The following is a 26,373-nucleotide window of genomic DNA, read 5'->3' as shown; positions in this document are numbered from 1 at the left end:
GCATGCGACGGCGCGCCTTCCTCGCCGCACTCGCCGGCCTGCCGGCCTGGGCGGTGGCCGCGGAAGCGGTCGATTTCGCCGCGGTGCGGCCGGGGAGGGCGCTCGCCTTTCCGCGCGACCACGGCGCGCATCCGGACTTCCGCAACGAGTGGTGGTACGTCACCGGCTGGCTGGCGCTGCCCGACGGCAGCCCGCTCGGCTTCCAGTGCACCTTCTTCCGCGTGCGCACCGGCATCGGCGAGGAAAACCCGAGTGCCTTCGCGCCGCGCCAGCTGCTGATCGCGCATGCGGCGATCGCCGATCCGCGCCACGGGCGGCTGCGCCAGGACGAACGCAGCGCCCGCGTCGGCTTCGGTCGCGCCGGCTTCGCCGAGGCGCAAACGGGCGCCTGGATCGGCGACTGGCGCCTCGAACAGGACGGCAACGCCTATCGCGCGACAGTACGCGCCGACGACTTCGCCTACGCGCTGACGCTCACGGCGGACGGCCCGCCGCTGCCGAACGGCGCCGGCGGCTTCAGCGCCAAGGCCGCGGACCCGCGCCACGCCAGCTACTACTACAGCCGGCCGCAGCTCGCAGTGCGCGGCACGGTGACGGTGGACGGCCGGCGACAGCCGGTGAGCGGTCGCGCCTGGCTCGACCACGAATGGTCGAGCGAGCTGCTGCCGGCCGGCGCGCAGGGCTGGGACTGGGTCGGGCTGAACCTCGACGACGGCGGCGCGCTGATGGCCTTTCGCCTGCGCCGCGCCGACGGCGCGCCGCTGTGGTCGGCGGCGACCCTGCGTTCGCCCGGCGGCGGCGCAACGACGCTGCCGGCGGACGCGGTCGCCTTCGCCCCCCTGCGCCAGTGGCGCTCGCCGCGCAGCGGCATCGCCTGGCCGGTCGAATGGCGGCTGCGCGCCGGCGCGCGGGAACTGCGGCTGCTGCCGCTGTTCGACGACCAGGAGCTGGACAGCCGGCGCAGCACCGGCGCGATCTACTGGGAGGGCGCGGTGCGCGCCATCGAAGACGGCCGCGAGGTCGGCCGCGGCTATCTGGAGATGACCGGCTACGGCGAACGCATCCGGCTTGGCTGATGCGGGCGGGCTCAGCCGCCGGTCATCGACATGAAGCGGACGACCTTCGGCGCGTCGAGCTGTTCGCTGAAGTTGTGTTCCTTCGGCTTGATGCCCATCGCGCGCACGATCGCCTCGCGCAGCGGCGCATCGTCGTCGCCGGCGCGCAACAGCGGCAGCAGGCCCATCGCGTCGTTCTGGCCGAGGCAGGGGTAGAGGTCGCCCTGCGCGGTGATGCGCACGCGGTTGCAGCTGTCGCAGAAGTTGTGGCTGTGCGGCGAGATGAAGCCGACGCGCGTCTCGCTGCCGGGGATGCGCCAGTAGCGCGCCGGGCCGCCGGTGGTTTCTACGGTGGGCACCAAGCCGAAGTGCGGGGTCAGCAGCGCCAGACCCTCGTCGCTGCCGAAATAGGTGTTGCTGCGCCCGTGGCCGATGTCGCCGAGCGGCATCTCCTCGATGAACGAGATGTTCAGATCGCGCGCCAGCGCGTAGCGCACGAGGTCGACGAACTCGTCGTCGTTCACGCCGCGCATCATCACCGTGTTCAGCTTGGTCCGGGTGAAGCCGGCCGCCGCGGCGGCGTCGATGCCGCGCAGCACCTTGTCGAGGTCGCCGATGCGGGTGATCGCCTTGAAGCGCTCCGGCTTCAGCGTGTCGAGGCTGACGTTGAGGCGCTTGACGCCGGCCCGCTTCAGGTCGGCGGCGTAGCGTTCTAGCTGCGAGCCGTTGGTGGTCAGCACCAGTTCCTTCAGGCCGTCGAGCGCGGCGATCTGCTCCAGCAGCCAGAGCACGTTGCGGCGGACGAGCGGCTCGCCGCCGGTGATGCGCACCTTGGTCACGCCGAGGCCGACGAAGGTGCGCACGACGCGCAGGCATTCCTCGAGCGACAGCACCTGTTCGCGCGGCAGGAACTCCATCTCCTCGGCCATGCAGTAGGTGCAGCGGAAGTCGCAGCGGTCGGTGATCGACAGACGGATATAGGTGATATGCCGCCCGTATTTGTCGATCAGCGTCCCCTCGGCATGGCGCGAGCTTTCCCGGGTGGTGGTCGGCCCTTGCGCAGCAAGGGCGGGCGGCAGCGCTTCCGGGTTCAGGGATTCGTTTCGCATGGAACCAATCTTCGGGCAGGGTGTCTCGGTTGGACGGGTCGTCGCAGTGCGCTGCGGACGATTATAGCCAACCGCCGTTCGTAACCTGTGAGGAGGATCAAAAGATGGAAAAGTTCCTGAAGATTGCGCTCCTGCCCCTGGCCGCCGCGCTGGCGGCGTGCGCCACCGGACCGGCGCCCGGTCCGCGCGCCGAGGCGACGATCAATCCGACGCAGGGCAACAACGCCAGCGGCTACGTCAGCTTCCGGCAGGACGGCGCCAAGCTCATGGTGCGCGCCGACGTTTCCGGCCTGCCCCCCGGCGCGCACGGTTTCCACATCCACGAGAAGGGCGACTGCAGCGCTGCCGACGGCAGCAGCGCCGGCGGCCATTTCAACCCGACGGCGAAGGCGCACGGCTACCCGATGCACGCCAACCACCATGCCGGCGACCTGCCGCAGCTGGCGGCCAACGAAAAGGGGAACGCCTGGGTCGAAGTGACGGTGGACGGGCTGGCGGTCGGCGGCGGCGGCGCCAACGACATCGTCGGCAAGGCGGTGATCGTACATGCCGGGCCGGACGACTTCAGCTCGCAGCCGGCGGGGAATTCCGGCGCGCGGGTGGCCTGCGGCATCATCGCCGCCAAGTAAACGGCGCAATCCGGGGCGGCGGCGGGCGCCGCCGCCCGTCCCCGATGGTGCCGTCATGGCGTTTCCCATAGAATTGGCGGCTCGCCGCCTTCATGGGAATCCGCCGTGTTCCGATTGTTCTCCCCCTCCCGGCCGACCGGCCTGGCGCAACGCCTGGCCGGGCTGGCGCTGCTGGCGGAACTGACGCCGCGCGAGCTGAAGATCGTCGCCGGCCTCGTCCATCAGCGCCAGGCGCTGGCCGGCGAAGTGATCTTCGACGAAGGCGAGGAGGGGCAGGCGATCTATTTCGTCCTCGCCGGACAGGTGACGATCTGCCGCCAGGGCGACAGCGGGCGCCCGATCGCGCTGCTCGGCGCCGGCCAGGTCTTCGGCGAGCTGGCGCTGATCGACGGCGGGCCGCGCTCGGCGCAGGCGCGCGCGGCCAGCGACTGCGAGCTGGGCGTGATGTTCCGCGGCGATTTCTTCAATCTGATGGAGTCGCACGCGCTGATCGCAACCCGGATCTCCTTCGCGCTGGCGCGCCACTACGCCGGCATCGTCCGCCAGCTGGCGGCGGCGGGCGGGGCGCAGCCGTGAGCCGGCCGCCGTACCGTGCCGGGCCGCTGGTCTGGGCCGGCGTGCTGGCGGCAACCTGCCTGCTGCTGGCGCTGCTGCAGAAGGTGCTGTGGCTGGTGCTGCCCTTCCTCTTCGCGCTGGTCGCCTACTACCTCGTGCTGCCGCTGAAGCAGCGGCTCGTCCTGCGCGGGCTGTCGCACGACAGCGCGGCGGTGGCCGTCAGCGTCGGCATTTTTTCGCTGCTCGGCGTGGCGATGCTGCTCAGCGCGCCCTGGCTGTCGGCGCAACTGCCGGCGCTGCAGTCCGGCGGCGGGCGCTATCTGGAGGGCGGCATGCGTTTCCTCGGCGAGACGCTGGCCTGGCTCGAAGGGCGCTTCGCCTTCGCTGCGCGGGCGCAGCTCGGGCAGGCGGTGCTCGGCGGCATCGGCGATTTCGTCGAGAATTTCGCCGCCCGCCACCTGGCCGGCGCGGCGCTGGCCGCCGCCGCCTGGTTCCCGTCGCTGCTGCTGATTCCCTTCCTCGCCTTCTTCATGCTGCGCGACGGCTGGCGCTTCAAGCGCTTCCTCACCCGTGCCGTGCCCAACGCCTACTTCGAACGCACGCTGTACCTGCTCGACCAGGTCGACCGCACCGCGCGCAGTTACTTCCAGGGGCTGCTCAAGCTGACCGTGCTCGACGCCGTCTGCCTGGCGCTCGGCCTGTGGCTGATTGGCGTCTCCTCGCCGCTGCTGCTCGGCGTCGTCACCGCGGTCATGGCCTGGATTCCCTACCTCGGCTCGATCGCTGGCTGCCTGCTCGTCGTCCTCGTCGCGGCCACCGATCATCCGGGCAATCCTTCGGTGGCCTATGCGGCGATCGCGCTGTTCGTGACGGTACGCCTGCTCGACGACTTCGTGTTCATGCCGGCGACCGTCGGCAAGAGCCTGAACATGCATCCGCTGCCGACCGTGCTGATGATCTTCGCCGGCGGCGCGATCGCCGGCGTCCCGGGGCTGGTGCTGGTGTTGCCGCTGCTCGGGATCGTCGCGGCGGTCGGCGAGACGCTGGGCGCCGTGCTCTCCGACCCGCGCCTGCGCGCGCGCCACCGCTTCGCCAGGGCCTTGCTGCGCGAGCAGGCGAGCCGCGACCTGCGCTGCTGATGGGGGAGGCTGTCGTCGATCGATCCCGCGCCTTGCGCGCTAGGACGTTGTGCTACCATCGACGGCGACGGGAGAGAAAATGCATCGAAGCGGGGCAGAAATGAAAAAAGGCCTTCAAACGAAGGCCTTTCATCAAGTTTCTGCTGGCTCCCCGACCTGGGCTCGAACCAGGGACCTACGGATTAACAGTCCGGCGCTCTACCGACTGAGCTATCGGGGATCAGGAAGCGCGCATAATAGACACATGAAGATGGTTCGTCAACTTTTTTGATAAAAATGGACGCAAATCTGATCTACAGGAAGACGCCGGCGGGAGAGGAGGCGGTACGGCAGCGAACCCGCGTGGTACAGCGGAATACGCGCATGGTGCTGATTCTCGTCGATGGCAAGTCGACCGTCGCCGATCTGTGCGAAAAAACCGGCAATCAGCAACTGGTCGAGAACGCGCTGCAGGAACTCGAACGCGATGGCCTCGTCGTGCCGCAACTGGAAGCGGATTCGGTGTGGGAACAAAGCCGCAAGGTGGCCGAGGACATCAAGGCCGCGGCGATGAAGCGCCTGAGCAAGGACAAGGAGGCGGTAGCGGACGAGGCGCCCCCCGCAGCGCCGGCACCGCTGCCGGCGGTGGAACTGCCGCCGGCACCGCCGCCGTCGGTCGAACCGTTCTCGGTGGCGCCACTGTCGATCTCGCCGCAGTCGGTCTATCCGCCGCCGCAGAGCGTCGCGCCGCTGTCGGTCTTCGACCGCGAGCCGGAGTCGCCTCCGCCGCCGGCGCACGAGGAGCCGGCGGCGAGGATCGCCGGCCGCCTGTCGGGAATGCTCGCCGGCGACGACGACGTGATCAAGCCGATCCGCCGCGGCCCGCGTACCTATGTTTCGCTGCCGCTCGCGATCGCGCTCGGCGTCGCCGGCGTCGTCGTGCTGCTGCTTCTCTTCTTCGCGCTCTATCCCTATGACCGCCATCGCCCCGAACTCGAAGCCGGGCTCGGCCGCCTCGTCGGCCAGCCGGTGCGCATCGGCGAGGTCCAGGCCAGTTTCCTGCCGCGCCCGGCGATCTCGCTGCAAAGTGTCAGCGTCGGCGATGGCGCCAAGGCGCAGGCGGCGAGCATCCGGCTGGTGCCCGAGCTGTTTTCGCTGCTCGGTTCGCGCCCGGTTTTCTCCAGCGTCGAAGTCGTCGCCGCGTCGCTCGACGACGATGCCGTCGCGCTGTTGCCGAAGGCGCTCGCCGCAGTTGCGCAGGCGAACGCACCGGCGCAGGTGGGGGCGATCAGCTTCAGTCGCCTGCGCCTGTCGCTGCTCGGCCTGGCGCTGGCCGACCTGCACGGCGAGATCGCGTCCGCCGATCTGGCGAGCGGCAAGCCGATCAGCCTGCGCAACGCCGAGCGTTCGCTGCATCTGCGGGCGACGACCGATGGCGCCAATATCGTCGCCGACTTCGAGGGCTACGCCTGGCTGCCGGTGCCGAATTCGCCGTACCGTTTCGATTCGATCCAGGGCAAGGCGGTTTGGGACGGGCGCGCGCTGGCGCTGCGCTCGCTCGACGCGAGGATCTTCGATGGCGCGCTGCAGGGAACTCTGCGCTTCGAACGCACCGGGCAGCCGAAGCTGTCCGGCGAGATCGGCGTCAAGCACATGAGCCTGGCCCGGCTGGGCGCCGCGCTCGGCTATCCGGAACAGTTCGAGGGCGAATTCGCCGGCGCGCTGAAGTTCTCCGCGACGGCCGCGGAATGGGGCGAAGCGCTCAGGGCGGCGGCCGGCGACGGCGATTTCGCGATGCAGCGCGGGACGCTCGGCAAGTTCGATCTGGTCGAGGCGGTGCGGCGTGCCGGGAAGGGAAGTGTCGCCGGCGGCTCGACGCGCTTCGAGCAGTTGGGCAGCAAGCTGCGCATCACGCCGGAGTCGGTGCGCTTCACCGACATCGCGCTTGCCTCCGGGGCGCTGCGTTCCGGCGGTACGCTCGACATCGCACGCGACGGCAAGCTGTCGGGTCGCTTCGACGTGGAGATGCGCGGTTCGGCCAGCGTCATCCGCATGCCGGTGACAGCGAGCGGCACGCTGCGCAATCCGGCGCTGCAGGCCGGCCGCTGACTTTCCCGCGCCGCAAAGAAAAACGCCGGCGGCTGCCGGCGTTCTTGCGGGAGCGGCGCTGCGCTCAGAGCACCTTGGCGATGGCGTCGGCGACGTAGCCGATGTTCTTCGTGTTCAGCGCGGCCAGGCAGATGCGGCCGGTGGACACGGCGTAGATGCCGAAGTCGCTCTTCAGCTGCTCGACCTGCGCGGCCGACAGGCCGGTGTAGGAGAACATGCCGCGCTGCTTGACGACGAACGAGAAGTCCTGCGTCACGCCGGCGGCCTTGATCGCGTCGACGAGGCCGGTGCGCATCGCGCGGATGCGGTCGCGCATGCCGGCCAGCTCCTCTTCCCACATTGCGCGCAGTTCCGGCGACGAAAGCACCGCGGCGACCAGCGCGCCGCCGTGGATCGGCGGGTTGGAGTAGTTGGTGCGGATCACGCGCTTGACCTGCGACAGCACGCGGGCGGCTTCGTCCTTGTTGGCGGTGACGATGGACAGCGCGCCGACGCGCTCACCGTAGAGCGAGAAGTTCTTCGAGAACGACGACGAGGCGAAGAACTGCAGGCCGGAGGCCGAGAACGCGCGGACGGCGACGGCGTCGGCGTCGATGCCTTCGGCGAAGCCCTGGTAGGCCATGTCGAGGAACGGGACGAGGCCGCCGGCCTGGCACAGCTCGACGACTTCGGCCCACTGCGCATCCGACAGGTCGGCACCGGTCGGGTTGTGGCAGCAGGCGTGCAGCACGACGATCGAGCCCGGCGCCATCGCCTTCAGGCTGGCCTTCATCCCGTCGAAGTTCACGCCGCGGGTGGCGCCGTCGTAGTAGGCGTAGTTGTCGACGACGAAGCCGGCCGACTCGAACAGCGCGCGGTGGTTTTCCCACGACGGGTCGCTGATGTAGACCTTGGCGGCCGGGTTCAGGCGCTTCAGGTAGTCGGCGCCGATCTTCAGCGCGCCGGTGCCGCCGAGGGCCTCGACGGTGACCACCTGGCCATTGGCGAGCAGCGCGGAGTCCTTGCCGAAGAGCAGGTTCTGCACCGCGTTGTTGTAGGCGGCGGGGCCTTCGATCGGCTGGTAGCCGCGCGGCGGGGCGGCCTTCAGGCGGGCTTCCTCGGCGGCCTTGACGGCGGCGAGCAGCGGGATCTTGCCGTTGTCGTCGAAGTAGACGCCAACGCCGAGGTTCACCTTGGTCGCGCGGGTGTCCGCGTTGAACGCTTCGTTCAGGCCAAGGATCGGGTCACGGGGAGCCATCTCCACCGCCGCAAAGATCGAGGAACTCATATGCACTCCATGGGATAATCGGAAAAACGCCCGCATCCGGTGATTGCGGGCTTGACGCAGCGCAAAATTCTATCATGACCGCACCCGACAGCCGCCGCAAAATCGCCGCCGACATCGCCCCCGCGGCGAAGGCCGGCGTCGTCACCTTCCCGGGCAGTCCGTTCCGCCTGCACCAGCCGTTTCCGCCGGCCGGCGACCAGCCGACGGCGATCGCGCAGCTGGTCGAGGGGCTCGGCGACGGCCTGTCGTTCCAGACCCTGCTCGGCGTCACCGGGTCGGGCAAGACCTACACGATGGCCAACGTCATCGCCCGCACCGGCCGCCCGGCGCTGGTGCTGGCGCCGAACAAGACGCTCGCCGCGCAACTCTATTCCGAGTTCAAGGAATTCTTCCCGGAGAACGCGGTCGAGTACTTCGTCTCGTACTACGACTACTACCAGCCGGAAGCCTACGTGCCGTCGCGCGACCTGTTCATCGAGAAGGACAGCGCGGTCAACGACCACATCGAGCAGATGCGCCTGTCGGCGACGAAGAGCCTGCTCGAGCGCGAAGACTGCGTGATCGTCGCCACCGTGTCGTGCATCTACGGCATCGGCGACAAGGAGGACTACGCGCGCATGGTGCTGACGATGCGCGTCGGCGACCGCATCGACCAGCGCGCCATCGTCAAGCGGCTGGCCGAGATGCAGTACGAGCGCAACGAGACGGATTTCCACCGCGGCACCTTCCGCGTCCGCGGCGACGTGATCGACATCTTCCCGGCCGAGCACGCCGAGCACGCGGTGCGCGTCTCGCTGTTCGACGACGAGATCGAGAGCCTGCAGCTGTTCGACCCGCTGACCGGCCACATCCAGCACAAGATCCTGCGCTTCACGGTCTTCCCGTCGAGCCACTACGTGACGCCGCGCGACACCGTGCTGCGCGCGCTGGAGGCGATCAAGGTCGAGCTGCGCGAGCGCATCGAGTTCTTCAACCAGCACCAGCGGCTGGTCGAGGCGCAGCGCATCGAGCAGCGCACCCGCTTCGACATCGAGATGCTCGACCAGCTCGGCTTCTGCAAGGGCATCGAGAACTACTCGCGCCACCTCTCCGGCCGCCAGGCCGGCGAGCCGCCGCCGACCTTGCTCGACTACCTGCCCAAGCGCTCGATCATGTTCATCGACGAATCGCACGTCACCATCGGCCAGACCGGCGGCATGTACAAGGGCGACCGCTCGCGCAAGGAGAACCTCGTCGACTACGGTTTCCGCCTGCCGTCGGCGCTCGACAACCGGCCGCTGAAATTCGACGAGTTCGAGCGCATGCTGCCGCAGACCGTCTTCGTCTCGGCGACGCCGTCCGACTACGAGAAGGAACACCAGGGGCAGGTCGTCGAGCAGGTGGTGCGGCCGACCGGCCTGATCGACCCGGAGGTCATCGTCCGCCCGGCGTCGACGCAGGTCGACGATCTGCTCTCGGAAATCCGCAAGCGGGTCGAGGCCGGCGAGCGCGTGCTGGTGACGACGCTGACCAAGCGCATGGCCGAGGACCTGACCGACTACCTCGGCGAGAACGGCGTGCGGGTGCGCTACCTGCATTCGGACATCGACACCGTCGAGCGCGTCGAGATCATCCGCGACCTGCGCTTGGGCGAATTCGACGTGCTGGTCGGCATCAACCTGCTGCGCGAGGGGCTCGATATTCCCGAGGTGTCGCTGGTGGCCATTCTGGACGCCGACAAGGAAGGCTTCCTGCGCTCCGAGCGCTCGCTGATCCAGACAATTGGGCGGGCGGCCCGACATCTGCACGGGACAGCCATCCTTTATGCTGATACGATTACCGAGTCGATGCGCCGCGCGATCTCCGAGACCGAGCGGCGGCGCACCAAGCAGATCCGCTTCAACGAGGCGCACGGGATCACGCCAAAGAGCGTCTCCAAGCGGATCAAGGACATCATCGACGGCGTCTATGACGCCGAGTCCGCGCAGCGCGAGTTGAAGGCCGCCCAGGAAGCGGCGGTCTACGAGGCGATGAGCGAACGCGAGCTGGCGCGCGAGATCAAACGTCTGGAGAAGGAAATGCAGGAGCATGCGAAGAACCTGGAGTTCGAGCTGGCCGCCGCGGCCCGCGATGCGCTGTTCCGGCTGAAGGCGGGCGCGTTCGGTGCGGCGATCCACGATACGGAGCCGGGAACGTGATCAAGATCCTGTTCGTGTGCATGGGCAACATCTGCCGCTCGCCGACGGCGGAAGGCGTTTTCCGCAAGCTGCTGCGCGAGCGTTCGCTGGAGGCGAGGGTGGAGGTCGATTCGGCGGGAACGCACGGTTACCACGTCGGCGAAGCGCCCGATCCGCGCACGCAACGCGCTGCCGCAGCGCGCGGTTACGACCTGTCGTCGATCCGCGCGCGCAAGGTGGCGGCGCAAGACCTCGAATACTTCGATCTGGTGCTGGCGATGGACAGGAACAACCTCGAAGTCCTGCGCCGCATGTGTCCGCCCGAGCTGGCCGGTCGCCTCGACCTGTTCATGCGCTACGCCCGCAACTTCGACGACGACGAGGTACCCGATCCGTTCTACGGCCTCGGCCACGGCTTCGATCTGGTGATCGACATGGTCGAGGACGCTTCGCTGGGTCTGCTCGACGAACTGGCGCGGCGCTTGCCGCCGACGCCGACGGTCCGTCAGAAGAAACCGGCGGCGGCAGCCTAACCGACCGTCCGCCGGGTCGCGGAAAAAAGAACGGGGCGCCCGCGGGCGCCCCGTTTTCATTGCAGCTGCCGCGGCTTACTTGTCGCGGGTCTCGACCATGACCATCGGCTCGTCGCTGGTGACGACCGGAGCGGGTCGGCGGCGGCGCGGCTGGACGGGCGTCGGCGCGACTTCCGGAACCCACGCGCGCGCCTTGTCCTGACTGGTTTCGACCATCACCAGCCCCGACGATTCGAGGGCGGCGCCGATGTCGGCTGCCGGTTCGGAGGCCTGCGCGGAAACGGCGATCGGTTCGGCGGCGACCGGCGGCTCGGGCGGGGCGGCGACGACGGCTTCGGCAGGCGCTTCCGCTTCGGCAGGCGCTTCCGCTTCGGGCGTTGCGGCCGCTTCGGGCGCACTGACGGGAGAGGTCGCCGGTGCCGGCGTCTCCACAGCCGGCGGCTCGGCGACGACGGCGACCGCCGGCGCGGTGATCGTTTCAACCGCCGCTTCGGCGGCCGGCGCGACCGCGACCGCTTCCTGCACGGCCGGAGGCGTCGGCGCGGCAGCCTCTAGGGTCGGGGCTTCGGCGGCCGGGGCGGCCGCCAGGGCCTCGCCCTCGAGCGTTGCCGCCACGGTCGCCGCGTCGGCGCCGGCTTGCGCTTCCGGACGGCCTTCGCCGCGCTCGCGGCGGCCGCCGCGGCGACCGCGACGGCGGCCACGGCCTTCCTCGTCGCCGGCGACCTCCGGGGTCGGCGCGGCATCGGCACCGGCCTGGGCGGCTAGCTTGCTTTCGGTGGCGGCAGCCTGCTGGGCTTCCTTGTTGCGTTCCGCACGCGGCTCGCGCGGTTCACGCGGTTCGCGCTGACGACGGGGTTCGCGCGGCTCGCGCTGCGCCTGCTGACCTTCCTCGCGCGGGGCGCCCTGCTGGCGGCCTTCCTTCGGCTCGCGCGGCGGGCGCGCTTCGCGGGCTTCCCGACCCTCGCGACCCTCGCGCTCGTCCTCGCTGCGGCTGCTGCGGTTGCCGCGGCCACGGCGTCCGCCGTCGCGCTGACCTTCGCGCTTGTCGTCACGGCCGCGTTCGCGGTTCGCGCCGGAGCGGCGCTCCTCGGTTTTCTTGGCCGGTTCCGGTGCCGTTTCGGCCGGCGCCTTGTTGCCGCGGAACCACGAGAAAATCTTGGCGATGATGCCGGTCTCCGGTGCCGGGGCGGCTGCGGGCTTGGCCGGCTCGGCCGGCTTCTCTTCGCTGACCGGTGCCGGCTGCTCCGGCGTGATGTGCTTGATCGCCGCTTCCTGGCGCGGCTGACGGCCTTCCGCCTGGGCGCTGCCGGTCTTCAGCTCTTCCGCCGGAGCCTCGACCATCTTGTACGACGGCTGGTTCAGGTCTTCCTGGTTGAGGTCGTCATGGCGCAGGCGGACGATGGTGTGCTGCGGCGTCTCGAGGTGCTTGTTCGGGATCAGCAGGATGGTGACCTTGTGCCGCAGCTCGATCGCCGCGATGTCCGGGCGCTTCTCGTTGAGCAGGAAGGTGGCGACGTCGACCGGCACCTGCGTGTGCACGGCGGCGGTGTTGTCCTTCATCGCTTCCTCTTCGAGGATGCGCAGGATGTGCAGCGCGGCCGATTCGGTCGAGCGGATATGGCCGGTACCGGTGCAGCGCGGGCAGGTGATGTAGCTGGTCTCGGCGAGCGCCGGGCGCAGGCGCTGGCGCGACAGTTCCATCAGGCCAAAGCGGCTGATCTTGCCCATCTGCACGCGGGCGCGGTCGTGGCGCAGCGCGTCGCGCAGGCGGTTCTCGACCTCGCGCTGGTTCTTGCTGCTCTCCATGTCGATGAAGTCGATCACGATCAGGCCGCCGAGGTCGCGCAGGCGCAGCTGGCGGGCGATCTCGTCGGCCGCTTCGCAGTTGGTCTTGAACGCGGTTTCCTCGATGTCGGCGCCGCGCGTCGCGCGGCCGGAGTTGACGTCGCAGGCGACGAGCGCCTCGGTGTGGTCGATGACGACGGCACCGCCCGACGGCAGGTTGACCTGGCGCGAGTAGGCCGACTCGATCTGGTGTTCGATCTGGAAGCGCGAGAACAGCGGCACGTCGTCGCGGTAGCGCTTGACGCGGTTGATGTTGCCCGGCATTACCGTGCCCATGAAGGCGCGGGCCTGCTCGAAGACATCGTCGGTGTCGATCAGGATCTCGCCGATGTCCGGCTGAAAGTAGTCGCGGATGGCGCGGATGACCAGGCTGCCTTCCAGGTAGATCAGGAAGGGGCCGGACTGCTGGCCGGCGGCGCCCTCGATCGCGCTCCACAGCTGCAGCAGGTAGTTGAGGTCCCACTGCAGTTCCTCGGCGCTGCGGCCGATCGCCGCGGTGCGCGCGATCAGGCTCATCCCCGACGGCACCTGCAGCTGGTCCATGATCTCGCGCAGCTCGTTGCGCTCCTCGCCCTCGACGCGGCGCGAGACGCCGCCGCCGCGCGGGTTGTTCGGCATCAGCACCAGATAGCGGCCGGCGAGGCTGATGAAGGTCGTCAGCGCGGCACCCTTGTTGCCGCGCTCGTCCTTCTCGACCTGGACGATCAGCTCCTGGCCTTCCTTGATGACGTCCTGGATGCGCGCCTTGGACGGCTCGACATTGCCCTGGAAGTAGGCGCGGGAGATTTCCTTGAACGGCAGGAAGCCGTGGCGCTCTTCGCCGTAATTGACGAAAGCCGCTTCCAGGCTGGGTTCCACGCGGGTGATGACACCCTTGTAGATGTTGCTTTTGCGTTGTTCCTTCGAGGCCGATTCAATGTCGAGATCGATCAGTTTCTGACCGTCGACAATGGCGACACGGAGTTCCTCGGCTTGTGTCGCATTGAAGAGCATGCGTTTCATGATGCTTGGGCTCCCGCGCGTAGGCGCGGCCGGAGCTCCCGCAAGCAGGCAGCGGCAGGTTTAGTTGTGGGTGGGGCGCTCCATGGCTCTCCGGGTTGGCAACTAAAGGTGCGAAATCGCTGGATGTTTCTGTTCTTCTGGCCACGAAAAACCGTGGCCGGGGAATCTGCTCGGGGTGATCCGTCCGTGCCGGGCACGCGCAAATCAAGTAGTATCGCTACTTTTGGTGAGCGAACTTAACCAGGATTTGCGTTGGATGATCTTGCGCAGGTTGGCGCAAGCGAGGCGACTGAGGCCTGCCGGAAAACTGCCGCAGGGATGGCGCGGCTCGACGGTCTCACGGGTCAGCGTCTCTTTCAGTCCGAGACGCAAATCCCGGCCAGTATATTAAAAATGCCCGATATAAGCAAAAACTCCGTCACCCGGGCCCTGATCAGCGACGAAGAGGCCGGCCAGCGCCTCGACAACTATCTCCTGCGCGTCTGCAAGGGGGTCCCCAAAAGCCACGTCTACCGCATCCTCAGGAGCGGCGAGGTGCGGGTGAACAAGAAGCGCGCCGAAGCCTCGTACCGCCTGCAGCGCGGCGACGAGCTGCGCCTGCCGCCGCTGCGCATCGCCGAGAAGAAGGACGAGGCCGATGCCGGCGCCATGATGCGTTCGGATTTGCCGATCCTGTTCGAGGACGACGCGCTGCTGGCGGTAAACAAGCCGGCAGGGATCGCCGTGCACGGCGGCAGCGGCGTCTCCTTCGGCGTCATCGAGGCGCTGCGGCGGCAGCGGCCGCAGGCGAAGTTCCTCGAACTGGCGCACCGGCTCGACCGTGAGACCTCCGGCATCCTGCTCGTCGGCAAGAAGCGTTCGGCGCTGACCGCGCTGCACGACATGTTCCGCGAGGGCGGGCGGCAGGCCGACAAGCGCTACCTGGTGCTGGTCGCCGGCCGCTGGCTGGAGAAGAAGCGCGATGTCCGGCTGCCGCTCTACAAGTACCTGCTGGACAACGGCGAGCGCCGCGTCCGCGTTGCCGAGGACGGCAAGTTTTCGCACACCGTGTTTCGCCTGCTTGCCCGCTGGGAACGCTTCAGCCTGCTCGAAGCCCAACTCAAGACCGGACGCACCCACCAGATCCGCGTGCATCTGGCGCACCTCGGCTTTCCGATCGCCGGCGACGAGAAATACGGTGACTTTGCGCTGAACAAGTCGCTGCAGCGGGAGGGGCTGAAGCGGATGTTCCTGCATGCGTGGCAGATGGATTTCCCCCATCCGCTGAAGGACGAGCGCGTGGCGCTCGAAGCGCCGCTGCCGGAGGCGCTGGCGGCGTTCCTCACGCACCTGACGGCGACGGAAGAGAAGGATTATGGCGAAGCGTTTTGAGCTGCTGGTTTTCGACTGGGACGGCACGCTGATGGACTCGGCGGCGGCGATCGTCGCCGCCATCCAGGCGGCGGCCGGCGACCTCGGCATCGAGCCGCCGAGCGACGAGCGGGCGCGCCATGTCATCGGGCTGGGGCTCGGCGATGCGCTGCGCCACGCGGTGCCCGACCTGCCGGAGGCGCGCTATCCGCAGATGGTGGAGCGCTATCGGTACCACTATCTTTCCCGCGACCACGAGCTGACGCTGTTCGCCGGTGCCGGCGAGCTGATCGCCGAACTCGCCGAGGACGGCTTCATGCTGGCGGTGGCGACCGGCAAGAGCCGGGTCGGCCTCGACCGGGCGCTGCAGGTGAGCGGCCTCGGCCCTTTTTTCCACGATTCGCGCTGCGCCGACGAATGCCACTCGAAGCCGCATCCGCAGATGCTGGAAGAACTGATGACGGCATTTGCCGTCGCGCCGGAGCGAACGCTGATGATCGGCGACACCACGCACGATCTGCAGATGGCGAGGAACGCCGGCGTCGCCGCGCTGGCCGTCGCCTACGGGGCGCATCCGCCCGAGGCGCTCGATGCGCTGGAGCCGCTGGCACGCCTGCATGCGATCGAGGAGTTGCGCCGGTGGCTGAAGGCGAACGCCTGATCTGCGCCGGCGAGGCGCTGGTCGACGGCGGCCCCGGCGTGCGTTTTTCGGTGGCGCGCCACGGTGCGGAGGAACCGGCGTTCGCGATCCGCTTCGGCGGCCGCGTATACGCCTACCTCAACCGCTGCGGGCATGTGCCGGTGGAACTGGACTGGCAGCACGGCGAGTTCTTCGACCATTCCAAGCTATACTTGATCTGCGCCACGCACGGCGCCCTGTACGCCCCGGAAAGCGGCCGCTGCCTCGGCGGCCGTTGCAACGGCAAGGGGCTGGTCGCCGTTCCCGTCGTCGAGCGGGAAGGGCATGTTTATCTGATCCCCACCGAGTGATTCATGGAAGACCCGAACAACGCAACGCACAAGGACGAAACCTGGGAGCGCCGCGTGCTGGAGAAGCTGGCGCAAGACGTCCTGCAGGAACAACGGGCGCGTCGGCGCTGGGGGATCTTCTTCAAGGCGCTGGGCTTCGCCTATCTGATCGCCGTGCTGGTGCTGGTGGTCGACACCGGCAGCGCCGAGAAGCTGGCCGACGGCAGGCACACTGCGATCGTCAACCTGCATGGCACGATCGAGGCCAAGGGCGAGGCCAGCGCCGAGAACATCATCAATTCGCTGCAGTCGGCCTTCGAGGACAAGGGTACGGTCGGCGTCGTCCTGCGCATCAACAGCCCGGGCGGCAGCCCGGTGCAGTCCGGGATCATCTACGACGAGATCCGCCGGCTGCGCGCCAAGCATCCGGACGTGCCGCTGCATGCGGTGGTCGAGGACATGTGCGCCTCCGGCGGCTATTACGTCGCGGCGGCTGCCGACAACATCTACGTCGACAAGGCGAGCATCGTCGGCTCGATCGGCGTGCTGATGGACGGCTTCGGCTTCACCGGCAGCATGGACAAGCTGGGCGTCGAGCGGCGCCTGCTCACCGCCGGCGAGAACAAGGGCTTCCTCGACCCGTTCTCGCCGCAGGATACGCGCCAGAAGCAGCACGCGCAGGTGTTGCTCGACGACATCCACAAGCAGTTCATCGAGGTCGTCCGCCAGGGGCGCGGCAAGCGCCTGAAGGAGGCCCCGGAAATCTTCTCCGGGCTGATGTGGACGGGGGCGCAGAGCATCCAGCTCGGTCTCGCCGACGGCTTCGGCACGGTCGATACCGTTGCCCGCGATGTCTTCAAGGCCGAGAAGACCGTCGATTTCTCGGTGCGCGAGAACATCGCCGAGCGCTTCGCCAAGCGGCTCGGCGCCGACATGGCGAAGAGCCTCGCGCTCAGGGTGTTCGGCGACGGGCCGGCGATCCGCTAGGCCTCAGGCCTGCAGCAGGAACACCGTCGGGCGCCGGTCGAAATCCGGCGCTTCGCATTTTTGCCAGGCGGCGATCGTGCGCGCGGCGATCGATTCCGCCGGCAGGCTGAGGTCGGTGGCAATGCACAGCCGGGTCTGCGGCGCGCAGGCGGCGAGGAGCGTGTCGAACATCTGCTGGTTGCGGTACGGCGTCTCGATGAAGATCTGCGTCTGCCTTTCCTGGCGCGACTGCTTCTCGAGCAGCCGCACGCGCTGGCGTCGTTCGTCCTCCTTCGCCGGCAGGTAGCCGTGGAAGGCGAAATTCTGGCCGGAGAGACCGGACGCCATCAGCGCCAGCAGGATGGCCGACGGGCCGACCAGCGGCACGACGCGGGTGCCGTCGCGTTGCGCTGCGGCGACGAGGTTGGCACCGGGATCGGCGACGGCCGGGCAGCCCGCTTCCGATACCAGTCCGACGTCCTTGCCGGCGCGCAAGGGGGCGAGCAATGCAGCGACCTCGGCATCGCGCGTATGTTCGTTCAGCTCGCTGATCGCGATCTGCTGCAGCGGCAGCGGATGGCCGGCCGCCTTGAGGAAGGCGCGCGCGCTCTTGGCGTGCTCGGCGACGAAGGTGTCGAGCGCGCGCACGCGCTGCAGCACCGGCTGCGGCAGCACCTCGTCGGGGGCGTTGCCGCCGAGCGGCACCGGGATCAGGTACAGCGTTCCGGCGCTCACAGGATCGCCACGCTTTCCTCGCGCAGCAGGTCGCACAGCGCGATCAGCGGCAGGCCGACCAGTGCGTTCGGGTCGTCGCCCTGCATGCGGGCGATGACGGCGATGCCGAGGCCTTCGGATTTGGCCGAGCCGGCGCAGTTGTACGGCTGCTCGCGGCGCAGGTAGTTCTCGATCTCGTCATCCGACAGGTCGCGGAAGGTGACCAGCGTCGGGATGCCGCGCACGTGCGCGGTGCCGGTGGCGGCATTGAACAGGCAAAGGCCGGTGAAGAAATTGACGGTGCGGCCGCGCATCGTGCGCAGCTGGTCGACGGCGCGCTCGTGCGAGCCGGGCTTGCCGTAGATCTTCCCGTCGAGGACGGCGACCTGGTCGCTGCCGATGATCAGCGCCTGCGGAAAGCGGTCGGCGACGGCGCGCGCCTTGGCTTCGGAGAGGCGCAGCGCGGTGGCTTCCGGCATTTCGCCGGGCAGCGGCGCTTCGTCGGTGTCCGGCGAGGCGATGTCGAAGGGCAGGCCGAGACGGCCGAGGAGTTCGCGGCGGAAGGGCGAGGTCGAGGCGAGGACGAGCGGCGGTCGGTTCATGGCAGGGGCCGGAAAGGGGCGCTGGCGGGACGGGAAGCGGCGGAATCGCTGAGCACTGCTCAGGAATCGGGGAAGCAGTGGCGGCCAAGTCCGTGCTTTTTCTGGAAAAACGTCGCACGCAAGCTTTGACTTGGAAAGACGAAAATAATATCATGCGCGCCTTATGTCGCAACAGATTGTGATTGACAGTCTGTCGTTTGCGCGGGAAGGCCGTTCGCTGCAGGGCGAACTGCCGGTTTCCGGGTTGGAGCGCTTGCACGACATACTGGCGGAAATCGCCGGTGTCGTCGTCTATCGCCTGAATGGGCGAATGACCCGTCAGGGCAAGCCCCAGTTGGTGCTGGAAGTGGTCGGGGAAGTCCCGCTCGTCTGTCAGCGCTGCCTTGGCCGGCTCGACCACCCGCTGTCGATCGTCAGCACGCTGGAACTGGTCGCCGACGAGGCCGACCTGAGCCAGGACGAGCTCGAGGACGACAGCCGGGATTTCCTGGTTGCGCAGAAGGAACTGGACGTTGCAGCGCTGATCGAGGACGAGATCATTCTCGTCCTGCCGGTGGCGCCGCGACATGAAGATTGCGCGTTGCCCGGTGGCAAGACGTGCGGAACCAAGGTATCGCCTTTCGCGGCGCTCAAGGCGCTCAAGGACAAGGCGTCCTGACTCGTTTTTAGGAGTGTTTTATGGCCGTTCAGCAGAACAAGAAGTCCCCGTCGAAGCGTGGCATGCACCGTGCGCACGACTTCCTGGCCAACCCGCCGCTGGCCGTCGAGCCGACCACCGGCGAGACGCACCTGCGCCACCACATCAGCCCGTCGGGTTTCTACCGCGGCAAGAAAGTGCTGAAGGGCAAGGGCGAGTAAGCTCTACCAATCAGGCAGGCAGTTGGCCCGCGGGCGGACTGCCTGCCTTTTCTTTTGCCTCCTATGGCCATCACCATCGCCGTCGACTGCATGGGCGGGGACCACGGTCCGCGCGTCACCGTGCCAGCGGCGCTCGCCGCCATCCAGCGGCATAGCGATCTTTCCGTCATCCTCGTCGGGCTGGAGGACCAGTTGCGTCCGTTGCTCAAGGGGGACGAGGGCGGTCGCGTCGCGATCCGCCACGCCAGCGAGGTGGTGGCGATGGACGAATCGCCGGCGCTCGCGCTGCGCAGCAAGAAGGATTCGTCGATGCGCGTGGCGATCAACCTGGTCAAGTCGGGCGAGGCGCAGGGCTGCGTCTCCGCCGGCAACACCGGGGCGCTGATGGCCATTTCGCGCTTCGTGCTGAAGACGCTGCCGGGCATCGACCGGCCGGCGATCTGCACGACGCTGCCGACGGTCAAGGGCCATGTGCATGTGCTGGACCTCGGCGCCAATGTCGATTCCGGACCGGAGCACCTGCTCCAGTTCGGCATCATGGGGGCGACGCTGGTCGCCGCCGTCGAGCACAAGGAGCGGCCGACGGTCGGCCTGCTCAACATCGGCGAGGAAGAGATCAAGGGCAACGAGGTGGTCAAGCAGGCCGCCGAACTGTTGCGCGAGTCGGGCCTCAACTTCGTCGGCAACGTCGAGGGCGACGGCGTCTACATGGGCGATGCCGATGTCGTCGTCTGCGACGGCTTCGTCGGCAACGTCGCGCTGAAGATCTCGGAAGGCCTGGCGCAGATGCTGGCGACCTTCCTCCGCCAGGAATTCAAGAAGAACCTGTTCACCAAGCTGGCGGCGCTGGCGGCCTTGCCGGTGCTCAATGCCTTCAAGCGGCGGGCGGACCACCGCCGCTACAACGGCGCCTGCCTGCTCGGCCTCAAGGGCGTCGTCGTCAAGAGCCACGGCTCGGCCGATCCCTTTGCCTTCGGCAATGCCATCAACGTCGCACTGGAAACCGCCGCCAACGGCGTCATCGAGCGCATCAGCGAACGCATGGCCGCGATCGCCGCTCCGCAGGAGAACGTCTAGTGATCTTTGCCCGTGTTGCCGGCGTCGGCAGCTACCTGCCGTCGAACCGCGTTTTAAACGACGACCTGATCGCCCGCGGCGTCGATACCAACGACGAGTGGATCGTCTCCCGCACCGGCATCAAGGCGCGCCACCTCGCCGAAGCCGGGCAGACCTCGAGCGAACTCGGGCTGGTCGCTGCGCAGCGGGCGCTGGAGATGGCCGGCGCCTCGGCCGAACAGGTCGACCTGATCATCGTCGCCACCTCGACACCGGATTTCGTCTTCCCGAGCACCGCCTGCCTGCTGCAGGCCAAGCTCGGCAACAAGGGCGCTACCGCCTTCGACGTGCAGGCGGTATGCAGCGGCTTCGTCTATGCGCTGACGATCGCCGAGAAATTCATCCGCTCCGGTTCGCACCGGCGCGCGCTGGTGGTCGGCGCCGAAGTCTTCTCGCGCATCCTCGACTGGAACGACCGCGGCACCTGCGTGCTGTTCGGCGACGGCGCCGGCGCCGTCGTGCTCGAAGCGGCCGAGAAGCCGGGCATCCTGGCCACGGCGCTGCACGCCGACGGCGCGCACCACGGCATCCTGTCGGTGCCGGGCAACGTCTGCGGCGGCAAGGTGATCGGCGACCCCTTCCTGCGCATGGACGGGCAGGCGGTGTTCAAGTTCGCCGTGCGCGTCCTCGCCGAAGTGGCGCACGAGTGCTGCGACCTGGCACAGGTGGCGCCGGCCGCGGTCGACTGGCTGATCCCGCACCAGGCGAATATCCGCATCATCGAGGCCACCGCCAAGAAGATGGGGCTGCCGATGGACAAGGTCGTCGTCACCGTCGACCAGCACGGCAACACCTCGGCCGCCTCGGTGCCGCTGGCGCTCGACGCCGCGGTGCGCGACGGGCGCATCAAGCGCGGCCAGAAGGTCATGCTCGAAGGCGTCGGTGGCGGCTTCACCTGGGGCGCGGTGCTGCTCGAATTCTAAGAGGGAGACAACTGATGTCCTTTGCTTTCGTATTCCCCGGCCAGGGCTCGCAGGCGGTTGGCATGATGGCCGCCTACGGAGACGCCGCCGTCGTCCGCGCCACCTTCGATGAAGCCTCGGCCGCACTCGGCGACGACCTCTGGCAGATGGTTGCCGACGGTCCGGCCGAGCTGCTGGCGCAGACCGTGAACACGCAGCCGGTGATGCTCACCGCCGGCATCGCCGCCTGGCGCCTGTGGCAGGAAAAGGGTGGCCGGATGCCGGCCGTCGTCGCCGGCCACAGCCTCGGCGAATACGCGGCGCTGGTCGCTGCCGGCGTGCTCGAACTGAAGGATGCGGTGCCGCTGGTCCGTCTGCGCGCCGCGGCGATGCAGGAAGCGGTGCCGCTGGGCACCGGCGCGATGGCCGCGATCCTCGGCCTCGACGACGACGGCATCCGCGCCGCCTGCGCCGAGTCGGCGCAGGGCGAAGTCGCTGAGCCGGTCAATTTCAACGCCCAGGGCCAGACCGTGATCGCCGGCCACAAGGGCGCCGTCGAGCGTGCGATGGAGGCGTGCAAGGCGAAGGGCGCCAAGCGCGCGGTGGCGCTGCCGGTATCGGCCCCGTTCCACTCGTCGCTGATCCGCCCGGCCGCCGACAAGCTGGCCGCGCGGCTGGCCGAGCTGAGCCTTGCCGCGCCGCAGATCCCGGTGATCAACAACGTCGATGTCGCGATCGAGACCGACGTCGCCAGGATCAAGGATGCGCTGGTGCGCCAGGCCTACAATCCGGTGCGCTGGGTCGAGACGATCCAGAAGATGGCCGGCATGGGCGTGACCGTGGTCGCCGAATGCGGCCCGGGCAAGGTGCTCGCCGGCCTGACCAAGCGCTGCGGCGCCGACAACATCAACGGCGTCGCGCTGGCCGATGTCGCGGCCATCGACGCCAACCTGAACCTGGAGTGATTTCCATGCTGAACGGACAACTCGCCCTCGTCACCGGCGCCTCGCGCGGCATCGGCCAGGCCATCGCGCTCGAACTGGGCAAGGCCGGCGCCATCGTCGTCGGCACCGCGACCTCCGCCGACGGCGCCGCGAAGATCGGCGGCTACCTCGCCGAAGGCGGCATCAAGGGCAAGGGCGCCGCGCTCGAAGTGCGCGACCCGGCCCAGGTCGACGCGCTGATCGCCGAGATCGAGAAGGAATACGGCGTCGCCGTCACCATCCTCGTGAACAACGCCGGCATCACCCGCGACAACCTCGCCATGCGCATGAAGGACGAGGAGTGGGATGCGGTCATCGACACCAACCTGAAGGCCGTCTTCCGCCTCTCGAAGGCGGTGATGCGCGGTATGATGAAGGCGCGCGGCGGCCGCATCATCAACATCACCTCGGTCGTCGGTCATGCCGGCAACCCGGGGCAGGCCAATTACTGCGCCTCGAAGGCCGGTGTTTCGGGCATGACCCGCTCGCTCGCGCGCGAGCTGGGCAGCCGCAACATCACCGTGAACTGCGTCGCCCCGGGCTTCATCGACACCGACATGACGAAGGCGCTCGACGACAAGCAGAAGGAAGGCCTGGTCGGCAGCATTCCGCTCGGCCGCCTCGGCACGCCGGCGGACATCGCCGCCGCCGTTGCCTTCCTCGCATCACCCGGCGCCGCCTACGTGACCGGATCGACGATCCACGTCAACGGCGGCATGTACATGGATTAACCCCAGGGTTTTACTGGGCTGGCGCCCCGATTGGTAAGCGCCGGTCATTTTGGTAGAATCCGCTTTTCGTTTCATACCTGTAACAGGGAAGGAGCCCTTAATGGAAAACATCGAACAACGCGTCAAAAAGATCGTCGCCGAGCAACTCGGCGTTAACGAAGCGGACATCAAGAACGAGTCCTCCTTCGTCGACGATCTGGGCGCGGATTCGCTGGATACCGTTGAACTGGTGATGGCCCTCGAAGAAGAATTCGAGACCGAGATTCCGGACGAGCAAGCCGAGAAGATCACCACCGTTCAGCAAGCGATCGATTACATCCTCGCCAACAAGAAGTAAATCTCTCGGGACTCCCCAACACGGGCCGGCCAGTGTCGGAGACACGCCGGCCCGAGTTTCGCGCGGAGCACCCCGACCCGATTCGGTTTCACTCCCCCCATCGTTTCCGGAGCTCAACTTGGCACGCCGTAGAGTCGTCATCACCGGCCTGGGCATCGTCTCGCCCGTGGGCAACAGCATCGATCAGGCCTGGCAGAACATCATCGCCGGCCGTACCGGCATCGGCCGCGTCACGCGTTTCGACGCCTCCACCTTCCCGGTGCAGATCGCCGGCGAGGTCAAGGACTTCGACATCGGCACCTACCTGTCGCCGAAGGAAGCCCGCCGCATGGATACCTTCATCCATTACGGCATGGCCGCCGGCATCCAGGCGATCAAGGACGCCGGGCTGGAGGCGCATCCGGTCAATGCCGAGCGCATCGGCGTCGCCATCGGCTCCGGCATCGGCGGCCTGCCGCTGATCGAGCAGACCCACGACGAATACATCAAGGGCGGCGTGCGCAAGGTTTCGCCGTTCTTCGTGCCCGGCTCGATCATCAACATGATCTCCGGCAACCTGTCGATCATGTACGGCTTCAAGGGCCCGAACATCGCGCTGGTCACCGCGTGCACGACCGGCACGCACTCGGTCGGCGAAGCGGGCCGCATCATCGAGTACGGCGACGCCGACATCATGATCGCCGGCGGTGCCGAGGCGACCGTGTCGCCGCTCGGCATGGGCGGTTTCTGCGCGGCGCGCGCGCTGTCCACCCGCAACGACGACCCGGCCACCGCCAGCCGTCCGTGGGACCGGGACCGCGACGGCTTCGTCCTCGGCGAAGGCGCCGGCGTACTGGTGCTGGAGGAGTTCGAACACGCCAAGGCCCGCGGCGCGCGCATCTACGGCGAGCTGGCCGGCTACGGCATGAGCGCCGACGCCAACCACATGACCGCCCCCTGCGAGGACGGCGACGGCGCCCGCCGCTGCATGCTGGCCGCGCTCAGGAACGCCGGCATGAACCCGGACGACATCCAGTACGTGAACGCGCACGGCACCTCGACGCCGCTCGGCGACGTCGCCGAGACGATCGCGGTCAAGCGCGCCTTCGGCGACCACGCGAAGAAGCTGGTGGTGAACTCGACCAAGTCGATGACCGGCCACCTGCTCGGCGCCGCCGGCGGCATCGAGGCGGTGTTCTCGGCGCTGGCGGTCTACCACCAGATCTCGCCGCCGACGATCAACATCTTCAACCAGGACGAGCAGTGCGATCTCGACTACTGCGCCAACGAGGCGCGGCAGATGAGGATCGACGCCGCCATCTCCAATTCCTTCGGCTTCGGCGGCACCAACGGTTCCGTCGTCTTCCGCCGGGTCTGAGCGCGGGGCCGGGATGCGTTTCCCGGTCACCGTCGAGATTCAGCCGTCACGCCGCCTGCGGGCGGCGTTGCTTTTTGCGCATCTGCTCGCCGCGGCGGCGCTTGTCGCGGGCGCGATCCATTACCCGCTGCTGCTCGCCGGGCTACCGCTGCTCGGCGTGTCCTTGGCCCGTGCGTGGCGGCGGTCGCTGCCGCAGGTGTTCCGTCTCGGGGAGGATGGTGCGCTGTTCCGCGTCGCTGCCGACGGCAGCGACTCGCCCCTGGAGCTGCTGCCGGGGGCGGTCGTTTTCGGCTGGCTGGTCGTGCTGCGGGTGCGCGCGGAGGGGCAGCGTGTCCCGTCCGCGCTGGTGGTGCTGGCGGATTGCCTGCCGTCCGGCCCTTTTCGTGCGCTGCGCGTATGGCTGCGCTGGCGGGCGAAGTTCAGCGGCGGCGTGCCCGTCTGAGGATAGACGGCCGGCCGGTCGGCGCCGTCTCCGGATAGTCGCGGGAGAAGTGCAGTCCGCGGCTCTCCTTGCGCTTCAGCGCGCAGCGGACGATCAGGTCGGCCGTGACGACCAGGTTGCGCAGCTCGATCAGGTCGTTGGTGACGCGGAAATTGGCGTAGAACTCGTCGATCTCCCGCATCAGCAGGCGAATGCGGTGCTGTGCCCGGCGCAAGCGCTTGGTCGTGCGCACGATGCCGACGTAGTCCCACATGAAGCGGCGCAGTTCGTCCCAGTTGTGCGAGATGACCACTTCCTCGTCGGCGTCGGTGACGCGGCTCTCGTCCCACTTCGGCAGTTCCGGCAGCTTGCGGGTCGGCTGGGCGAGAATGTCGTTTACCGCCGCCTCGGCGAAGACCAGGCATTCCAGCAGCGAGTTCGAGGCCAGCCGGTTGGCCCCGTGCAGGCCGGTGCAAGCCGCCTCGCCGGCAGCGTAGAGGCCGTCGATGCTGGTCCGTGCGTGCAGGTCGGTGACGATCCCGCCGCAGGTGTAGTGGGCGGCCGGCACCACCGGAATCGGCTCGCGGGTGATGTCGATACCGAGTTCCAGGCAGCGCGCGTGGATGTTCGGGAAGTGGTGCAGGATGAAATCCCGGCCCTTGTGCGCGATGTCGAGGAAGACGCAGTCGAGGCCGCGCTTCTTCATCTCGAAGTCGATGGCGCGGGCGACGACGTCGCGCGGCGCCAGTTCGGCGCGGGCGTCGTGCTGCAGCATGAAGCGGGTGCCGTCGGGCAGGCGCAGGATGCCGCCTTCGCCGCGGACCGCCTCGGAAATCAGGAAGGACTTGGCCTGCGGATGGTAGAGGCAGGTCGGGTGGAATTGGATGAATTCCATGTTGGCGACCGCGCAGCCGGCGCGCCAGGCCATCGCGATGCCGTCGCCGGTCGAGGTGTCGGGGTTGGTCGTGTACAAATAAACCTTGCCGGCGCCGCCGGTGGCGATCAGCGTTGCCGGCGCGGCGATGGTCAGCACCTTGCCGCTGGCGGTGTCCAGCGCGTAGGCGCCATGGCAGCGGTTCTCGGCGAGTCCGAGCTTGCCGCCGGTGACGAAGTCGATCGCGATGTGGTTCTCGAGCACCGTGATGTTCGGGTGCGCCAGCAGCTTCTCGGTCAGCGTCTGCTGCACCGCCAGTCCGGTGGCGTCGGCGACGTGGATCACCCGGCGGGCGCTGTGGCCGCCTTCGCGGGTCAGATGGTAGCCGTCGTCGCCACGGGTGAAGGGGACCCCCTGGTCGATCAGCCAGTCGATCGCGCGGCGGCCGTTCTCGACGACGAAACGGGTGGCCTGCGGGTCGTTGAGGTGGCTGCCGGCCTCGAAGGTGTCGCGGATGTGCGCCTCGATCGAGTCCCGGCTGTCGAGCACGGCGGCGATGCCGCCCTGCGCCCAGGCGGAGGCGCTGACATCGACGGTGCGCTTGCTGATCACCGCGACCCGTTTCGAATCGGCCAGGCGGAGGGCGGCGGACTGGCCGGCGAGCCCGCTGCCGATGATGAGGACGTCGTAATGGTGGGACACGGTCAGGAAAATCCGGTATGGCGCCGAAGGAGGCGGAACTATAGCATGGGAGGGGGAGCGGGGCGCCCGGCCGGGCGCTGAACTCGCCCGGCCGAACACGGTCTCAGCAAACT

At 68.2% G+C, this 26,373-nt stretch carries 26 protein-coding genes and 1 tRNA gene; 20 read left to right on the top strand and 7 right to left on the bottom strand.

The window, feature by feature from the left end; genetic code table 11:
• The first annotated feature begins 2 nt into the window (after nucleotides 1–2).
• On the top strand, nucleotides 3–1,076 hold the full coding sequence (locus IWH25_RS13800) for a lipocalin-like domain-containing protein (protein WP_203386361.1): 1,074 nt from the start codon (nucleotides 3–5) through the stop codon (nucleotides 1,074–1,076).
• A gap of 11 nt (nucleotides 1,077–1,087) precedes the next feature.
• Here the strand turns inward: IWH25_RS13800 and moaA are convergent, their stop codons facing one another.
• Nucleotides 1,088–2,164 carry a GTP 3',8-cyclase MoaA gene (gene moaA, locus IWH25_RS13795; RefSeq protein WP_203386360.1) on the bottom strand — a complete coding sequence of 359 codons (1,077 nt, stop codon included), beginning with the start codon at nucleotides 2,162–2,164 and terminating at the stop codon, nucleotides 1,088–1,090.
• A gap of 104 nt (nucleotides 2,165–2,268) precedes the next feature.
• On the opposite strand from moaA, the gene IWH25_RS13790 reads away from it, so the two are divergent.
• From IWH25_RS13790 to IWH25_RS13780, 3 genes are all read left to right on the top strand, one after another.
• Nucleotides 2,269–2,793, top strand: a complete 525-nt coding sequence (locus tag IWH25_RS13790) for a superoxide dismutase family protein (RefSeq protein ID WP_203386359.1) — start codon at nucleotides 2,269–2,271, stop codon at nucleotides 2,791–2,793.
• 105 nt (nucleotides 2,794–2,898) lie between these two features.
• Nucleotides 2,899–3,369, top strand: a complete 471-nt coding sequence (locus tag IWH25_RS13785; RefSeq protein ID WP_203386358.1) for a cyclic nucleotide-binding domain-containing protein — start codon at nucleotides 2,899–2,901, stop codon at nucleotides 3,367–3,369.
• Entirely contained in the window at nucleotides 3,366–4,487 is a 1,122-nt protein-coding gene (locus IWH25_RS13780; RefSeq protein WP_203386357.1) for an AI-2E family transporter, read from the top strand. Before IWH25_RS13785 ends, IWH25_RS13780 begins: the two co-directional genes overlap by 4 nt.
• A 144-nt stretch (nucleotides 4,488–4,631) precedes the next feature.
• Here the strand turns inward: IWH25_RS13780 and IWH25_RS13775 are convergent.
• Nucleotides 4,632–4,707: transfer RNA gene (locus IWH25_RS13775), tRNA-Asn, on the bottom strand.
• A 143-nt stretch (nucleotides 4,708–4,850) separates the two neighbouring features.
• Here IWH25_RS13775 and IWH25_RS13770 point away from each other — a divergent pair.
• Nucleotides 4,851–6,575: an AsmA family protein gene (locus IWH25_RS13770; RefSeq protein ID WP_203386356.1), complete on the top strand. Its 1,725-nt coding sequence runs from the start codon at nucleotides 4,851–4,853 to the stop codon at nucleotides 6,573–6,575.
• Between the two features lie 64 nt (nucleotides 6,576–6,639).
• Here IWH25_RS13770 and IWH25_RS13765 read toward each other — a convergent pair whose 3' ends face one another.
• Nucleotides 6,640–7,842 carry an amino acid aminotransferase gene (locus tag IWH25_RS13765; protein ID WP_203386355.1) on the bottom strand — a complete coding sequence of 401 codons (1,203 nt, stop codon included), beginning with the start codon at nucleotides 7,840–7,842 and terminating at the stop codon, nucleotides 6,640–6,642.
• A gap of 74 nt (nucleotides 7,843–7,916) precedes the next feature.
• Between IWH25_RS13765 and uvrB the strand changes: the two genes are divergently transcribed.
• Together uvrB and IWH25_RS13755 are read left to right on the top strand one after the other, a co-directional pair.
• Nucleotides 7,917–10,019, top strand: a complete 2,103-nt coding sequence (uvrB, locus tag IWH25_RS13760; RefSeq protein WP_203386354.1) for an excinuclease ABC subunit UvrB — start codon at nucleotides 7,917–7,919, stop codon at nucleotides 10,017–10,019.
• A complete protein-coding gene (locus IWH25_RS13755; protein ID WP_203386353.1) occupies nucleotides 10,016–10,531 on the top strand; it encodes a low molecular weight protein-tyrosine-phosphatase in 516 nt (171 codons plus the stop codon). The genes uvrB and IWH25_RS13755 overlap by 4 nt, the downstream gene beginning before the upstream one ends.
• 75 nt (nucleotides 10,532–10,606) lie before the next feature.
• Here IWH25_RS13755 and IWH25_RS13750 read toward each other — a convergent pair whose 3' ends face one another.
• Nucleotides 10,607–13,378 (bottom strand): Rne/Rng family ribonuclease, encoded by a 2,772-nt coding sequence (locus IWH25_RS13750; RefSeq protein ID WP_203386352.1) that lies wholly within the window; start codon nucleotides 13,376–13,378, stop codon nucleotides 10,607–10,609.
• Between the two features lie 393 nt (nucleotides 13,379–13,771).
• Here IWH25_RS13750 and IWH25_RS13745 point away from each other — a divergent pair, with 393 nt between their 5' ends.
• The 4 genes from IWH25_RS13745 to IWH25_RS13730 are packed head-to-tail and all read left to right on the top strand — an operon-like array spanning nucleotide 13,772 to nucleotide 16,684.
• Nucleotides 13,772–14,749, top strand: coding sequence for an RluA family pseudouridine synthase (locus tag IWH25_RS13745; protein WP_203386351.1), 978 nt, complete (start codon nucleotides 13,772–13,774; stop codon nucleotides 14,747–14,749).
• Nucleotides 14,733–15,389 carry an HAD-IA family hydrolase gene (locus IWH25_RS13740; RefSeq protein WP_203386350.1) on the top strand — a complete coding sequence of 219 codons (657 nt, stop codon included), beginning with the start codon at nucleotides 14,733–14,735 and terminating at the stop codon, nucleotides 15,387–15,389. Before IWH25_RS13745 ends, IWH25_RS13740 begins: the two co-directional genes overlap by 17 nt.
• Nucleotides 15,368–15,718, top strand: coding sequence for a Rieske (2Fe-2S) protein (locus IWH25_RS13735; RefSeq protein ID WP_203386349.1), 351 nt, complete (start codon nucleotides 15,368–15,370; stop codon nucleotides 15,716–15,718). The genes IWH25_RS13740 and IWH25_RS13735 overlap by 22 nt, the downstream gene beginning before the upstream one ends.
• A 3-nt stretch (nucleotides 15,719–15,721) precedes the next feature.
• On the top strand, nucleotides 15,722–16,684 hold the full coding sequence (locus tag IWH25_RS13730; protein WP_203386348.1) for a S49 family peptidase: 963 nt from the start codon (nucleotides 15,722–15,724) through the stop codon (nucleotides 16,682–16,684).
• A 3-nt stretch (nucleotides 16,685–16,687) separates the two neighbouring features.
• Here IWH25_RS13730 and IWH25_RS13725 read toward each other — a convergent pair whose 3' ends face one another.
• A complete protein-coding gene (locus IWH25_RS13725) occupies nucleotides 16,688–17,398 on the bottom strand; it encodes an SAM-dependent methyltransferase (RefSeq protein ID WP_203386347.1) in 711 nt (236 codons plus the stop codon).
• Nucleotides 17,395–17,979: a Maf family protein gene (locus tag IWH25_RS13720; RefSeq protein WP_203386346.1), complete on the bottom strand. Its 585-nt coding sequence runs from the start codon at nucleotides 17,977–17,979 to the stop codon at nucleotides 17,395–17,397. The genes IWH25_RS13725 and IWH25_RS13720 overlap by 4 nt, the downstream gene beginning before the upstream one ends.
• A 163-nt stretch (nucleotides 17,980–18,142) precedes the next feature.
• On the opposite strand from IWH25_RS13720, the gene IWH25_RS13715 reads away from it, so the two are divergent.
• From IWH25_RS13715 to IWH25_RS13675, 9 genes are all read left to right on the top strand, one after another.
• On the top strand, nucleotides 18,143–18,637 hold the full coding sequence (locus IWH25_RS13715) for a YceD family protein (RefSeq protein ID WP_203386345.1): 495 nt from the start codon (nucleotides 18,143–18,145) through the stop codon (nucleotides 18,635–18,637).
• Nucleotides 18,638–18,657: 20 nt separating this feature from the next.
• Complete coding sequence (gene rpmF / locus IWH25_RS13710; RefSeq protein ID WP_203386344.1) at nucleotides 18,658–18,837, top strand: 50S ribosomal protein L32; 180 nt, start codon at nucleotides 18,658–18,660, stop codon at nucleotides 18,835–18,837.
• Nucleotides 18,838–18,900: 63 nt separating this feature from the next.
• On the top strand, nucleotides 18,901–19,914 hold the full coding sequence (gene plsX / locus IWH25_RS13705) for a phosphate acyltransferase PlsX (RefSeq protein WP_203386343.1): 1,014 nt from the start codon (nucleotides 18,901–18,903) through the stop codon (nucleotides 19,912–19,914).
• Nucleotides 19,914–20,876: a beta-ketoacyl-ACP synthase III gene (locus IWH25_RS13700; protein WP_203386342.1), complete on the top strand. Its 963-nt coding sequence runs from the start codon at nucleotides 19,914–19,916 to the stop codon at nucleotides 20,874–20,876. Before plsX ends, IWH25_RS13700 begins: the two co-directional genes overlap by 1 nt.
• A 14-nt stretch (nucleotides 20,877–20,890) precedes the next feature.
• Nucleotides 20,891–21,820, top strand: a complete 930-nt coding sequence (gene fabD, locus IWH25_RS13695; protein WP_275403815.1) for an ACP S-malonyltransferase — start codon at nucleotides 20,891–20,893, stop codon at nucleotides 21,818–21,820.
• Between the two features lie 5 nt (nucleotides 21,821–21,825).
• Entirely contained in the window at nucleotides 21,826–22,569 is a 744-nt protein-coding gene (gene fabG / locus IWH25_RS13690) for a 3-oxoacyl-ACP reductase FabG (RefSeq protein WP_238998903.1), read from the top strand.
• Nucleotides 22,570–22,669: 100 nt separating this feature from the next.
• Nucleotides 22,670–22,906, top strand: a complete 237-nt coding sequence (acpP, locus tag IWH25_RS13685; RefSeq protein ID WP_203386340.1) for an acyl carrier protein — start codon at nucleotides 22,670–22,672, stop codon at nucleotides 22,904–22,906.
• 118 nt (nucleotides 22,907–23,024) lie between these two features.
• A complete protein-coding gene (fabF, locus tag IWH25_RS13680; protein ID WP_203386339.1) occupies nucleotides 23,025–24,263 on the top strand; it encodes a beta-ketoacyl-ACP synthase II in 1,239 nt (412 codons plus the stop codon).
• Between the two features lie 13 nt (nucleotides 24,264–24,276).
• The gene (locus IWH25_RS13675) at nucleotides 24,277–24,705 is read left to right on the top strand and encodes a protein YgfX (protein ID WP_203386338.1); all 429 of its coding nucleotides are present in this window, start codon (nucleotides 24,277–24,279) and stop codon (nucleotides 24,703–24,705) included.
• Here IWH25_RS13675 and nadB read toward each other — a convergent pair.
• On the bottom strand, nucleotides 24,683–26,260 hold the full coding sequence (gene nadB, locus IWH25_RS13670; RefSeq protein WP_203386337.1) for an L-aspartate oxidase: 1,578 nt from the start codon (nucleotides 26,258–26,260) through the stop codon (nucleotides 24,683–24,685). The genes IWH25_RS13675 and nadB overlap by 23 nt on opposite strands.
• Nucleotides 26,261–26,373: the final 113 nt, after the last annotated feature.

Source organism: Azospira restricta, assembly GCF_016858125.1.
Taxonomy (GTDB): Bacteria; Pseudomonadota; Gammaproteobacteria; order Burkholderiales; family Rhodocyclaceae; genus Proximibacter; species Proximibacter restrictus.
The sequence above is the reverse complement of the archived record's forward strand: the minus strand, read 5'-3'. Positions and strand labels throughout refer to the sequence as shown.

Coding starts and splice junctions, on each gene's coding strand:
- plsX (WP_203386343.1), top strand. CDS start 18,901: ATGGCCATCACCATCGCCGTCGACTGCATGGGCGGGGACCACGGTCCG.
- IWH25_RS13715 (WP_203386345.1), top strand. CDS start 18,143: ATGTCGCAACAGATTGTGATTGACAGTCTGTCGTTTGCGCGGGAAGGC.
- IWH25_RS13745 (WP_203386351.1), top strand. CDS start 13,772: ATGCCCGATATAAGCAAAAACTCCGTCACCCGGGCCCTGATCAGCGAC.
- fabD (WP_275403815.1), top strand. CDS start 20,891: ATGTCCTTTGCTTTCGTATTCCCCGGCCAGGGCTCGCAGGCGGTTGGC.
- IWH25_RS13730 (WP_203386348.1), top strand. CDS start 15,722: ATGGAAGACCCGAACAACGCAACGCACAAGGACGAAACCTGGGAGCGC.
- fabG (WP_238998903.1), top strand. CDS start 21,826: ATGCTGAACGGACAACTCGCCCTCGTCACCGGCGCCTCGCGCGGCATC.
- IWH25_RS13675 (WP_203386338.1), top strand. CDS start 24,277: ATGCGTTTCCCGGTCACCGTCGAGATTCAGCCGTCACGCCGCCTGCGG.
- moaA (WP_203386360.1), bottom strand. CDS start 2,164: ATGCGAAACGAATCCCTGAACCCGGAAGCGCTGCCGCCCGCCCTTGCT.
- acpP (WP_203386340.1), top strand. CDS start 22,670: ATGGAAAACATCGAACAACGCGTCAAAAAGATCGTCGCCGAGCAACTC.
- IWH25_RS13770 (WP_203386356.1), top strand. CDS start 4,851: ATGGTGCTGATTCTCGTCGATGGCAAGTCGACCGTCGCCGATCTGTGC.
- uvrB (WP_203386354.1), top strand. CDS start 7,917: ATGACCGCACCCGACAGCCGCCGCAAAATCGCCGCCGACATCGCCCCC.
- IWH25_RS13740 (WP_203386350.1), top strand. CDS start 14,733: ATGGCGAAGCGTTTTGAGCTGCTGGTTTTCGACTGGGACGGCACGCTG.
- IWH25_RS13800 (WP_203386361.1), top strand. CDS start 3: ATGCGACGGCGCGCCTTCCTCGCCGCACTCGCCGGCCTGCCGGCCTGG.
- IWH25_RS13790 (WP_203386359.1), top strand. CDS start 2,269: ATGGAAAAGTTCCTGAAGATTGCGCTCCTGCCCCTGGCCGCCGCGCTG.
- IWH25_RS13765 (WP_203386355.1), bottom strand. CDS start 7,842: ATGAGTTCCTCGATCTTTGCGGCGGTGGAGATGGCTCCCCGTGACCCG.
- rpmF (WP_203386344.1), top strand. CDS start 18,658: ATGGCCGTTCAGCAGAACAAGAAGTCCCCGTCGAAGCGTGGCATGCAC.
- IWH25_RS13720 (WP_203386346.1), bottom strand. CDS start 17,979: ATGAACCGACCGCCGCTCGTCCTCGCCTCGACCTCGCCCTTCCGCCGC.
- IWH25_RS13750 (WP_203386352.1), bottom strand. CDS start 13,378: ATGAAACGCATGCTCTTCAATGCGACACAAGCCGAGGAACTCCGTGTC.